General features: G+C 69.0%; 9 protein-coding genes and 1 other RNA gene. 5 read left to right on the top strand and 5 right to left on the bottom strand.

All coding sequences use genetic code 11. From position 1 onward, the window contains the following. On the top strand, positions 1 to 1161 hold a 1161-nt coding region (locus ACIRDX_RS15760), incomplete at its 5' end, for a pyridoxal phosphate-dependent aminotransferase (RefSeq protein ID WP_396626390.1). Positions 1162 to 1263: 102 nt separating this feature from the next. Here ACIRDX_RS15760 and ACIRDX_RS15755 read toward each other — a convergent pair. From ACIRDX_RS15755 to ACIRDX_RS15745, 3 genes are all read right to left on the bottom strand, one after another. Next, a complete protein-coding gene (locus ACIRDX_RS15755) occupies positions 1264 to 1827 on the bottom strand; it encodes an ECF transporter S component (protein ID WP_396626389.1) in 564 nt (187 codons plus the stop codon). Positions 1828 to 1837: 10 nt separating this feature from the next. Next, a complete protein-coding gene (locus ACIRDX_RS15750) occupies positions 1838 to 4159 on the bottom strand; it encodes a transglycosylase SLT domain-containing protein (RefSeq protein WP_396626388.1) in 2322 nt (773 codons plus the stop codon). A gap of 90 nt (positions 4160 to 4249) precedes the next feature. Then, positions 4250 to 5497, bottom strand: coding sequence for a hypothetical protein (locus ACIRDX_RS15745; RefSeq protein ID WP_396626387.1), 1248 nt, complete (start codon positions 5495 to 5497; stop codon positions 4250 to 4252). 259 nt (positions 5498 to 5756) lie between these two features. Here ACIRDX_RS15745 and ssrA point away from each other — a divergent pair. The 3 genes from ssrA to ACIRDX_RS15730 all read left to right on the top strand — a co-directional run bounded on the left by ssrA (position 5757) and on the right by ACIRDX_RS15730 (position 7279). Beyond that, positions 5757 to 6114, top strand: a transfer-messenger RNA (tmRNA) gene (gene ssrA / locus ACIRDX_RS15740). Between the two features lie 485 nt (positions 6115 to 6599). Beyond that, on the top strand, positions 6600 to 6959 hold the full coding sequence (locus ACIRDX_RS15735) for a type II toxin-antitoxin system RelE/ParE family toxin (RefSeq protein WP_239492710.1): 360 nt from the start codon (positions 6600 to 6602) through the stop codon (positions 6957 to 6959). Continuing rightward, the gene (locus tag ACIRDX_RS15730) at positions 6956 to 7279 is read left to right on the top strand and encodes a helix-turn-helix domain-containing protein (RefSeq protein WP_396626386.1); all 324 of its coding nucleotides are present in this window, start codon (positions 6956 to 6958) and stop codon (positions 7277 to 7279) included. Before ACIRDX_RS15735 ends, ACIRDX_RS15730 begins: the two co-directional genes overlap by 4 nt. Positions 7280 to 7524: 245 nt before the next feature. Here the strand turns inward: ACIRDX_RS15730 and ACIRDX_RS15725 are convergent, their stop codons facing one another. Continuing rightward, complete coding sequence (locus ACIRDX_RS15725; RefSeq protein WP_396626385.1) at positions 7525 to 10080, bottom strand: beta-propeller fold lactonase family protein; 2556 nt, start codon at positions 10078 to 10080, stop codon at positions 7525 to 7527. A 112-nt stretch (positions 10081 to 10192) separates the two neighbouring features. Between ACIRDX_RS15725 and ACIRDX_RS15720 the strand changes: the two genes are divergently transcribed. After that, complete coding sequence (locus ACIRDX_RS15720; RefSeq protein ID WP_396626384.1) at positions 10193 to 10981, top strand: hypothetical protein; 789 nt, start codon at positions 10193 to 10195, stop codon at positions 10979 to 10981. Positions 10982 to 11013: 32 nt separating this feature from the next. Here the strand turns inward: ACIRDX_RS15720 and ACIRDX_RS15715 are convergent, their stop codons facing one another. Next, positions 11014 to 12057: a zinc-dependent alcohol dehydrogenase family protein gene (locus ACIRDX_RS15715; protein ID WP_396626383.1), complete on the bottom strand. Its 1044-nt coding sequence runs from the start codon at positions 12055 to 12057 to the stop codon at positions 11014 to 11016. Between the last annotated feature and the right edge of the window lie 294 nt (positions 12058 to 12351).

Here is a 12351-nt window from a genome sequence, read left to right as displayed (position 1 = left end):
TTCACCGAGTCGGTCATCCGCGAGATGACGCGCGTCGCGCTGGCGCATGGCGCCGTCAACCTGTCGCAGGGCTTCCCCGACTTCCCCGCGCCGGAGGAGGTCAAGGCCGCAGCCGTGCGTGCGATCGAGGCCGACGTCAACCAGTACGCGGTGACGTGGGGCTCGGCGCCGTTGCGCGCGGCCATCGGCGAGCACATGCAGCGGCAGTACGGCGTGTCGATCGAGCCGGATCGGCAGGTGACCGTGTGCTGCGGATCCACCGAGGCGATGATCGCCACGCTCATGGCGACGGTGAACCCCGGCGACGAGGTCATCGTCTTCGAGCCCTACTACGAGAACTACGGGCCAGACGCGATTCTCTCGGGCGCGACGCCGCGCTACGTGCGTCTGCACGAGCCAGGCTGGACCATCGATCCGGACGAACTGCGTGCCGCCGTCACCCCGCAGACGCGCGCCATCATCCTCAACTCGCCGCACAACCCGACGGGCAAGGTGTTCACGCGCGAGGAACTGCAGTTGGTCGCCGACCTCTGCCAGCAGCACGACCTGCTCGCCATCACCGACGAGATCTACGAGTTCATCGTGTACGGCGCGGCGCGCCACATCCCGCTGTGCACCCTGCCCGGCATGGCGGAGCGCACCGTCACGATCAGCAGCCTCTCGAAGTCGTTCAGCGTGACGGGCTGGCGCGTCGGCTGGGCGATCGCTCCGCCGCACCTCGCTGGCGCGATTCGCAAGGTGCACGACTTCCTCACCGTCGGCGCGCCGGCGCCCCTGCAGGAGGCGGCGGCATTCGCGCTGCGGATGCCCGACGCGTACTTCGCGTCGCTCGCCTCGCACTACGACACGCGGCGGCGGCGCTGCATCTCGATGCTGGACCGCTGTGGCTTCGCCCCGCGGGTGCCCGGCGGCGCGTACTACGTGATGACCGACCTGCGCGAACCGCTCGCCCGCGCTCGCGCGAAGGGGCGTGGGCCGACGGCTGACGATGACGTGAGCGTCGCGCGGTGGCTGGCGGCGGAGGTGGGGGTGGCGGCGGTGCCGGGCAGCAGCTTCTATCGCCCGGGGACGGGCGGCCGCGAGTGCCTGCGCTTCTGCTTCTGCAAGAAGGAGGAGACGCTCGCGGCGGCGGAGGAACGACTGTTCGCGGCGTTCCTGTAATTCGACATTTGAGATTCGAAATTCTCGGGCGACGGCCTATCGGCCTGTCGCCTCGGGATGTTGCGAGCAGGCGAAGGCCGAAAGGCCAAGCCGCCAAGAATTTCAAATGTCCAATTTCGAATTGCCACGTTCCCACTTCACCCACACGTTGGCGAGGAGCGGGAGCAGCACGACCTGCGCAATCGCGGCGGGCAGTCCCGGCAGCATCGCGGCCTGCAGGTAGACGGGGAACGCCGTCGTGATGGCGCCGGTCACGACCATCACGGCGAGGAACACCAGCCGACCGCCGATCACCGAGGCCAGCACCGCCTCGAACCGGCCGCGCTGCAGCACCTGCACCATGAAGCCGGCGATGGCGCCGTACGCCGCGAGTTCGAAGGTCATCGACGGCAGCACGGCAGGCCGTGGCATCCCCGTCATCAGGTAACTCAGGATCGGCGATGCGGCCCCGACGACCGCGCCGGAGCGCCAGCCGTAGACCAGGCCCGCGAGGATCGCCGGCCAGTGCATCGGCAGCAACTGCCGCACCGGAAGGCCAAGCGCGTGAATCGCCGCAGGGAGGGCCCACGCTGCGGCCAGGACGAGGCCGAACTGGAGGGTCAGCGCGCGGGGATGCCGGGCCGGCAGCGTCCACGCCGGCGCGTTGGTCGAGTAGGTCTGTGCCACGCCGGAGATTCTACTCCCCGAGGACGTCGGCGTAGAGGCGGCGGTAGTCGACGGTCGTCCCGAGGATCTTCTTCACGTACATCTGGGTCTCGGGGAACGGGATGTCGTCGATGAACTCGGCCTGCTCGAGCGGACCGCGCTCGGCCTTCCAGCGGATCACGCGGGCGGCGCCGGCGTTGTAGGCCGCCAGGGCATACGGGACGCCGTTGTGATTGCGAATCAGGGTCGCGAGATACCGCGTGCCGAGGCGGACGTTGGTCTCGGGATCGGTGAGCGTCCGGGTGGTGAAGCGCGGCACGCCCTCGGCCCGGGCGAGCTGCCGGCCTGTGGACGGCAGGATCTGCATGAGCCCCCACGCGTTGGCCGGCGAACGGACATCGGCCACGTACGACGACTCCTGCGCGATCAGCGCCGCGACGAGGAACGGGTCGAGGTCGTGAAGCGCCGAGTACCGCTTGATGTACGGCACGTAGTCGAGCGGGAAGATCACTTCCTGGATGGCGCGCGGCAGCGCGTCGCCCCGCACCGACAGGTACTGTGGATACGCCTGGCGCATGGTGTTGATGGCCGGCCGGATCTCGCCCTGCTGCCGGTAGACCCAGGCCAGGGTCGCGTCGAGCTTCGGCGACCGGCCGTGCGCGCGCTGGGCGTGCGCGATCTCGGCGATGGCTTCGTCGTACATCCCGGCCGACACGAGCCAGGTGATCAGGTCGGCGGTCGGTGGCGGACTCGCCGCCGCCATCCGGGCGTCGGGCGCCTGTGGGTGCACGGCCTCCGACGGCCCTTCGCCGACGGCATCCGAGTCCTCCCCATCGGTCACCACCTCTACCCCGGCCGCTGACGCCATCGTCGCGGGGCCGGGTACGGGGGCGCCGAGGCGGCCGAGGGACTCCGCCGCGAGACGGCCGTAGTAGGAGTGCAGGTAGTCGATCACCGCGAGGGACAGCCGCTGGGTGGCGCCGGCGGTGTCGCCGCGCTTCTCGTGCGCGCGGCCCGACCAATAGATCCACGCAGGCCTGGTGTTGGCGCGCGGGATGCTCGCAGCGGCCTGATCGAAGACGCGCGCGGCCTCGTCGTAGCGCCCGGCGCGGTACGACCACCAGCCGTACTTCCACGCGGCGCGCTCGGCATAGCGGCCAGACGGGTTGCGGTCGAACAACCGCCGGTACACGGCGGCGGCCTCGTCGTCTGCATCGGCCCTGACGAGTGCGGTGGCGTGCTCGCTCAGCGCTCGCTCGATCCAGGCGTCGGCGGCCGTGCCGGCTGGCGTGTCGGCCATGCGCTCGAGCGCCTGCCGGTACTCGGCGGTACGCCCCAGCTCCCGGAGCGCGACGGCCGCGAGGTAGCGGGCCTCGCCGTGCCCCACGCCCCGCGCGGCGAGGTCGGTCAGCACGTCGAGACGGGCGGCGCAGCGCTTCAGCGCGCAAGAGGCCTGCGCCAGGCGCAGGTTCAGTCGGTCGCGACGGACCTGGGCCTCGGCGGCATCCGGGCTGGCGGCCAGGAGCGGCTCCAGCGCCTTCAGCGCGGCCTCCGCATCGGCCGGGCGCCCGGCCGCGAGCAAGGCTTCGGCGCGTGTGAGGTCGTGCGGAAACGCATCCGGCGTGCCCACCGCGGCCGTCGCCAGCGTGGTTTCGGCCTGCCGCAATGCCGATGGCGCGAGTTCGCTCGTGGGGAACTCGTAGTACAGCCGCAGCCAGAGTCGTGCGGCGTCCTGGGGTCGTCCGGCGGCGCGCGTGGCGGTGGCCCACTGGTCGAGCGTCACGTCACGCTGGCTGGTGAGTGATGGATACAGTTCCTCGTAGAGCGCCGCAGCGCCGGCGGCATCGCCAAGGCTCAGCGCGGCCTCGGCCTCGGCCGAGAGCGCCAGCACGCGCAGGCGACCTGCCGACAGCGACCGTCGCAAGGCGGCCAGCCGCGTCCGCGCGGGCTCCGGGCGACGGAGGCGGAGGTCGCAGAGGGCGCGGTAGTAGGTGGCGTAGGGCTCGAGGGGCGTGCCGTCGAGGCGGGCCGCCTCAAGCGCCGCGAGTGCCTCGTCGTAGCGGGTGGCCCGGATCGCGTCGGACGCCGTGCGCAGCGCCCGCACTCCGGCGCGACGCGCAATGGCGTCCCGCTCCGACGTGTCGGGCACCAGCCAGGCCTCGTCGAGGCTGGTGGGCAACGGCGGATGGGCCGTGGGGGCCAGTTGCTGGGCCGCCCGCGGGGCGAAGGACACGCGCGGCCACCACCCGCCGCCGAACGTGCCGGCCGAGACCAGGACGGCCAGCCCGGCCGTGAGCGCCCACACGTGGCGTCGTGTGGCGCGGACCGAGGGCGTGGGGGCTGGCGTCGGCATCTGGGCTGTCGATTCGTCGCCATCGACCTTCACGGTCGGGGCGCCTCTTCTGTTCGTGGCCGTCGACCTTCAGGGTCGACGGTCACTCATCTAGGACCCGGTGCGCAACAGTGTCGCGTCGCCGTTGGCCAGGGTGCGCACGAGTTCCTCGTCGAACAGGGCGTCGCGTCCCGGCACCGCCTCCGGCACGCGCTGCCGGTACTGCCGACGGGCGCGTTCGATGTCGTCGCTCAGCCGGGTGCCGAGGTCGCCCGCGGCGCGTCCGGCCATCACGTCGGCTTCTCTGTTCAGACGAATCTCCGACACGAGCAGCCGCGCCACACGCTGCGCCTGCTCGAGCGCGTCGCCCATGGACGTCTCGAGTGTGGGCCGCTGCACCACGCGCAGGTGCGGGGGCATCGGGACCACCACGGCCGGCTTGCGGGCGCGGGCGTACCCGGCGGCGCGCATCGCGGTGAGCGTTTCGAGGCAGCGGGCGGCGTGACGGGCCAGCACTTCGACCGCATCCGACCAGCCGGGCGGCAGTGCCTGCGGATCGTCGCCGCCGTCGGCATAGACCAGGGCGGCGGCCTGCCCGCCGATCGCCACGGGGACGGCCAGCCCCTGATGACCGTCCGGCAGGGCGGCCAGGCCCAGCACCGGCTCGTCGCCGTCCGCCTCGACGATGGCCGGGCGGGCGCTGTCGAGGATGGCGGTGAGGTCGGTGTGGTCGGGCAGGTGCAGGTCGGCGCCGATCCCTGGCGCGTCGGCCGGGAAGCCCTGCCGGCGCCAGATGCGGGCCCGGGATTCCTGGAACACCAGCACGGCCGAGCGAGGGGCTTGAGAGGCCAGGCCTTCGGCCAGCGCGTCCAGGACCTCGCTCAGCGTCGTCGCCTCGTCCATGCCGCTGACGGCATGCGCCAGCGCCTGGACGTGGGTGGCGACGTCCTGACGGGCCAGGCGCGACGACTCGAGCAGCGCCGAGGCGCGGCCCTGTTCGTTCTGGAGGGACGCCTGCCTGACGGCCTCGGCCAAGGCGCGCTCGGCCTCGGCCAGCGCGGCGTCGGCCTCTTCGCGCATGGCCGCGACCTGACGCGCCTGCGCCTCACGGTCGCGGGCGAGTTGCTCCTCGAGGTCAGCCAGGCGCTGATCGCGGCGCGCGAGATCGGCGCTGAGGTCCTCGATGCGCTGAGACAACTCGGCGGTGGTGGTGGCGTGCGCGGCCTCGACCTCGGCGCCCACGGTGGTGGCCGTGGCGGTGAGTTCGTCGGTGAGGGCGGCGAGCCGACCTCGCAGGTCCTCGTCGATGCGGCGGACCGCCGCCTGTGCGGCCTCGGTGATACGGGTCTCGAGCGACATGGGGGCGTCCTGGGGTGGCGAGCGTCCTGGTCCCACTGCGAGAACTGGCTGGCCGTGGGGGGATTATGCGAGGCCCATACCACCCCGTCAAGGCGGGAAAAGCCCGGAAATTCTTCGAGATTCGGCTTGCCGCCGGTCCGGTATGGGGTGTACGCTGTCAGTATCGTCGATCGTCCGTCACTCTCGGCATGGCTCGTCCTGCCACGGTGTCGGTCGGGCGACGGGCAGTCGCGGGTCACGGCCTGCGGCGGCATCTCCAGGGGGCGTCACGGCTTCGACGGAGGTGTGGAACCGTGGGATGCGTGCCGAGGACTCCAGCTTCCCTCGTTAATCCGTTGGAAAAAAAATGTAACTGCGGAACCGCAGCTTGCACTCGCAGCTTAATTAACTGCGACGCGTCGCCTCAGAGCGCCCTCGACCGGGGACGACGCGCCATTTAGAGGGCTGGCCCCGATCCGGTGTTCCGGCAGGTCGGGGCGAGACAAGCCGGGACTGGCTGTCAGGTTTTTCTCGTCGCTCTTCGAGCCTGCGCAGTGAGATTTCAAGAGCGAACACGCACGTAGATTTCTGCGGGGATGCGCCCTCGGACGCGGGTTCGACTCCCGCCGCCTCCACCAACCTTCGCCAACCGCTCGCTGCGCTCGCGGCTTCGGTTGGCAGGCCGCGTCATGCGAGCGGCACGCGAAGGTTGTCCGCCGTAGCTCCGACCTGTCCACCGTAGCTCCGCAGGAGCGAAGGTGGAAGGAGCGAAGGCGGACTAATCTCCCCAGTTCTGGCGCCATTCCAACGCAGTTGACTTCTGAGTCCGCAACTCGCCTGAGCACCGGCGCGGACCCACTCGGCTCTGTGCTCTCCCGACGCGACGCCGGCACACCGCCCACTCGCGTTTGTACCGCTCGCGGTGGAGCCCGCCGCCTCCCCTTCCTCCGCGTTACAGGACACGAGGGCGCCTGTGCTGCCGGCGAATGCGTGCTGAAGGTGGTTCAGCTGGTAACGGGGATTCGAGCTAGGAGGCCGGTACCAAAGCCAGATTCAACAACGCACCTTGGGGGTATCAGTCGTATGCCCTTGAAGCACTATTCTATTCAAGGCATACTTCGGCATGGCCTGGGAGGTCGAGGGCACCGACACGTTCGCGGACTGGTTCGTGCGGTTGTCCGAGGACGAACAGGTCGATGTGGGTCGTGTGGTCGAGCTGCTGGTCGAACACGGTCCGTCGCTGCCCTTCCCCTACTCGTCGGGCATCCACGGCTCACGCCATCGGCACATGCGCGAGTTGCGCATCCAGCACGCTGGGCGGCCGTACCGGGTGCTCTACGCCTTCGACCCGCGCCGCGCGGCGATTCTGTTGCTCGGCGGCGACAAGACCGGGCAGGACCGCTGGTACGAGCAGCACGTGCCGGTGGCCGACGACCTGTACGACGAATACCTCGCGGCCCTGGCGAAGGAAGGCCTGCTATGAAGCGACAGTCCTGGACGGAGATCAAGGCACGCGTCACGCCGGCAACGCGCGCGCGCATCGAGTCGGAGGCGCGGAGCCTCAGCGACCAGCTCCACCTGTCGCAGCTGCGCAAGGCCAAGGGGCTGACGCAGGAAGCGATGGCCGAGCTCCTGGGCGTGACTCAGGCGGAAGTATCGAAGATGGAACGCCGCAGCGAGTTGTACATCGGCACGCTCAGGAAGTTCATCGAGGCGATGGACGGCGAGCTCGTGCTCGCCGCGCGCTTCCCGGACGGGACCGAGGTGCCGATCCGATTGGCCGAGCCTGAGCAGGTGACCTAGGACTGGCCCGCAGCGGCCCGGACGGTGTCGCTGGCGGCGGGAACGGGCTCCCGCGGCCTCCCCTATCCCTCCCCGACTAGGGAGGATTCAGGAACACTGGGGAGAACGGGAGTGTACCGGGGAGAACTGACCTAAATGGCCGGCCGCCGGACCTCGCCGCCCACATGTGGTATTCGCTCGGGACTGACGTCTCCTCCAATGTCGGCAATTGGCCGATCGCGGCCATCACTGCACGAAGGCACGCCTCAGTCGTCGTCCCGGTCGGCAACAGGGAATGACAAGAACCCGTAAGGCGTCGGCAGTGCACGCCGCACCGGCACCGGGTATGCCGCGTCGGCGCCCTTGATGCTGTGCCAGAGGATGCGATTGAGCGCGTCCTCGTCGATGCGGTCATAGTCGCGGAAGTCCATCCGCGCCGCCTGCGCAGCCCCGTAGGCGTGCGACGCATTCCGCTCGGTGAGGTCGATACGCGCGGGGAGCGCGGTGAATCCGGACAGATCCGGCTTGGTCATGAAGCTGTTGACCATCGGCTGCGCGGCGGCGTCGTGCTGCGTCATCGGCGGAAGTCCGAGCAACAGCTCCATCGTGCGGAGCATGCTGACCGTGGAGTACATGGTGCTGTCCACCACCTTGCGCTTCACGTACGGGCTGATGACGAGTCCGATCGTGCGATGCGAGTCCACGTGGTCCGGGCCGTTCTGCGCGTCGTCCTCGATGACGAAGATCGCGAACTTCGACCACAGGGAGCTCTTCGTGATGGCCTCGACGATCGTGCCGACCGCGACGTCGTTGGACGCGACCTGCGCCTTCGGCGTGAAGGCGCCAGGCGTCGTCCCGGCGGTGTGGTCCTCTCCGAGCGACATGACCATCAGGCTGGGCACGGTGCCCGCCTGCTCCATCTCGCGGAACTCGGCGACGAAGCGCTCGGCGCGAGCGGTATCACGATCGCGCGGCGCGCTGGCACCTGCCGGATCGAAGCGCCTGCTGGCCACCGGGTCCACACCGCGACGGTTGTAGACACCGAAGGTCTTCACCTTGAGCGCGTGTGCGAGCGCCAGTTCCCAGAGGTACGGCGTGGACTGCTCGGTGATGCCGGTGGCCGTCTGGCGCACATGGTCGCCCTCATCACGGGACTCGGGGGCGACCTGTTGGGTGGTCGTGCCGCTCGTGTTGAGGTTGCCGTGTCCCGAGTAGCCGAGCGTCCACGCGCGCTGATTGAACTCGGTGACGTAGGCCGATAGCGTCCATGGCCAGCCGTCCTGCGAGACTTCGCCGCTGCAGTAGAGGTTGTCGAGGAGGACGAACTGCTCGGCGAGCGCGTGCTGGTTGGGCGTGACGTCGCGGCCGAACAGCGTCAGACTCGGGTCCCCGTTGCCCTGCGGCAGGTCGCCGAACACCTGATCGTACGTGCGGTTCTCCTTCATGATGAACAGCACGTGCCGAATCGGCGTCGGGTCACCGACGCGTGTCGGAATGACCGAGCCCTCGGGCACGCCGGTTGTGGCGAGCAGTGCGTCACGATAGCGCGTGTTCTCGTACACCTGCGCCGAATACCTGCTCAGTGTCTTGCCGTCGGGCACGTCGACGAACGACAGCAGGCCGTTCATGTTGTGGCCGTGGTGCTGGAAGCCGCCCGCCGGGGCGATGGGATCGATGGGCCGCTTGACCCGATTCGGCCCCGTCCCGACGCCCTTGCTGCTGGCCACGATGAGGCGCTTGCCGTCCTTGGTGGTCGTGACCAGCGTGGGATACCACCCGGTCGGGACGAAGCCGAGCGGACGGCTGCGTCGCCGATCCTGCACGTCCACCACGGAGACGGAGTTGTTGTCCGCGTTCGCCACATAGAGCCGGGTGCCGTCGGGCGACAGCGCGAGCGAGTTGGGCGTGCTGCCGGCCGGCGCCTGTGGCCCGAGCGCGGTACTGATCACTTCCAGCCGCTCACGTGTCCGCACGTCGAACGCCACGACGTTGTTGGTATTCCCGCACGAGACGAAGAGGCGCCCATCGTCGGTCAGCACGACGTCGTTGGGATGCGGGTCCGTGGACAGCGCGGCCGTCACGCGGGGGGCAGAGGGATCGCTCACATCGACGATGGCGACGTTGGCGCTGCCGAGGTTCGCCACGTAGAGCGTGCGGCCATCGCTCGACAGCCTGGCGGCTATCGGGTGGTTGCCGACCCGGATGCGGGCGACCGCTCGGCCGCCGTGCGTTTCGAGAATGTAGAGATGCTCGTCGGAGTTGTTCAGCGCATAGAGCAGCGTGCCGTCAGGCGACAGCGTGATCGACGACACCGCCGTGGATGCCTTGACCGCACCGCGCAACGCGTAGCCACCACGGCCGTCCTTCCAGCCCTCCTTGTCCCACCGCTCGTAGTAGTGGATGTCGCGCACGCTGTTGGCCGCGCCCGCCGAGACGTAGATGCGTCGGCCATCGGGCGAGAACGCCAGACCACTCCACGCGCGGTCGATCGGAATCGTCGCGATCTCCTTCTCCGTCGCGAGATCGACGATATGGAGGGCATGGCGCGTGTAGCCGGTGTTCGTGAACGCGAAGAGCGACCCGTCCGGACTCACCTGCCCACTCAGGATCATGTCACCCGAGGCCAACGACCGACCCGCTGGCGTGGTCGTCCATCCGCTCGGGAGCATCGCGTTATCGCCGCTCCGGCCGGGTACGGTGACCTCGATGCCCGACACCGGGTGCTTGACGGTGAAGCGCGTCGCGGCCGCCCAGACACCGCCTGCAACACAGGCGATCATCAGGCCAGTGATGAGCGCGCGAAACCGGACGGCAGACGTCATCTGAGCGGGGAGACCTCGTGAGGACATGGCGAAGGCTACTCAGGGCATGTTTCGACACCGTGACGGCGGGGTCGCATCACGGCGACGCACAACACGGTGGTGCACCATGGGCGTGACCACGCTCTTCATTCCGAGCTTCGGCTGGCAGGCGTGCCCGACCTCGCCCTCCTCACCTGCGGCCGCAGCGTCGGTGCCAGGGCCGGCCTCGGAGAGCCGGCCCTACCCTTCACCCGAACGACAGCGTTGCCTTGTGTCGCAAACTGACCAACCTGCGAATGCGTCTGATTCGTGCAAGCACGGGAGATCTTCCATGTTCATGATTCGCAACCACCAGCGCCGTGCCGTCGGCGCCTTCGCCGCCGGCCTGGTCGCACTCGCATTGACGATGGCTCAGCCCGAGGCCATCCAGGGGGTGCGCTTCACGGCCACGGCCACAGGTCCGACCGGGGAACTCGGCCCGGTCGAGATCGTCATCAACCGCTTCTCGACAACTGTGGAGAAGAACCGGTTCATGGACACCTTCGCCGAGCGCGGCCCGGCCGGCCTTCAGGAAGCGCTCCAGCAGGCGCCGTCGATAGGCCGCCTCGCCGCGCCAGGCGACCAGGGGTTCGAGCTTCGGTATGCGGTTGAGGTGCGCGGCGACAATGGCGACCGCCACGTCATCGTCGTCAGCGATCAGGGCATGGCCTTCCTCGAAGCCGCCGATCACCCTCGCTCTGCCGACTATCCGTTCACGGTGCTGCAGTTGCAGATCGACAGGAACGGCCAGGGCCGTGGCCTGGGCTCGGCGTACTCGACCATCACCCTGGACACAGCGCAGGGCTCGTTCGTGCTGGAGAATCTCGACGACCAGCCGGTGATGCTGAGAAACCTGCAGCTACAGCGGAAGGGCAGCCGCTGATTCTGCCCGCGATGGCCAGTGTCGATCAGTCATCACGATCCGCTGGTGAGGATGACCTTGAGCGCGCCTTCCCTGCCGGCATGTTCGAACGTGTCGTAGGCCTGCATGATGTCGTGCAGCGGGAAGCGGTGCGTAACCAGTCGACTCGGCTGTAGCCGGCCAGACTGCACCACCTTCAGCAGCATCGGCGTCGTCGCCGTGTCCACCAACCGCGTCGTCAGGCTGACGTTGCGATCCCACAACTTCTCGAGATGCAGGGAGACCGCCACACCGTGCACGCCGACATTGGCCAGGCGTCCTCCCGGCGCCAGAATCGCCTGACAGATATCGAACGTGGCCGGCACGCCCACGGCTTCGATGGCAACATCGACGCCCTGGCCACCCGTCAGATCGAGCACCCGCTGAACGGCACCGCCGTCGCGGCTGTTGATGAGCGCGGTGGCCCCGAACGTCCTGGCCACCTCCAGCCGCTTGTCGTCGAGGTCGATCATGACGATGCTGGCGGGCGAATAGAACTGTGCGGTCAGCAGCGACGCGAGCCCGATCGGGCCGGCGCCGACAATGGCCACGGTGTCGCCGGGCTGGACCCGGCCGCTGAGCACTCCGCACTCGAAGCCGGTGGGCAGGATGTCGCTCAGCATCACCAGCGCTTCCTCGTCGCCGTCCGCCGGTATCGGGTAGAGACTCGTATCCGCGTGCGGAATGCGCACGTACTCGGCCTGGGTGCCGTCGATCGTGTTGCCCAGGATCCACCCGCCCTCTCGACAGTGGGAGTACATCTGCTTGCGACAGAAGTCGCAGCGCCCGCATGAGGTGATGCAGGAAATCAGGACACGGTCGCCCTCACGGAAGGTCGAGACGCCGCTGCCGACCGCGGCGATCACGCCGACGCCCTCGTGCCCGAGGACCCGCCCCTCGGTGACGGAAGGTACGTCGCCCTTCAGGATGTGCAGGTCGGTGCCACAGATGGTCGAGGTCGTGATCCGGACGATGGCGTCGGTCGGTTCACGGAGTACGGGCGTGACCCGTTCCTCCCAGGCACGACGACCGGGGCCACGATAGACGAGGCCGTGCATTGCTGCAGGAACGCCCGCCGGCATCGGCTGGGGCAGGATCGGGTCGGCGAGGGCAACAGTCGAACTTCCAAGGTATTGCATGCCGCAGCGTAGCGGTGCCTGATGCCGGACGTCTGTCCCGTCCGACACACGCACGCGGCGACAATCGCACTCAGCACGCCAGCCCGACTGTTTCCAGGGACGTGCACGGGGTCGGCACGCGGCGAGGCTCGTTCCAGCGACAGTGCGGGGGCCGGGTACGCCGCGCGTGCCCGGCCACCTGCGTCAGCGCCCGCTGCGCACCAGGAACAGGCG

It is taken from the genome of Luteitalea sp. (genome assembly GCF_044337415.1).
Classification (GTDB): Bacteria; Acidobacteriota; Vicinamibacteria; order Vicinamibacterales; family Vicinamibacteraceae; genus Luteitalea.
The sequence above is the reverse complement of the archived record's forward strand: the minus strand, read 5'-3'. Positions and strand labels throughout refer to the sequence as shown.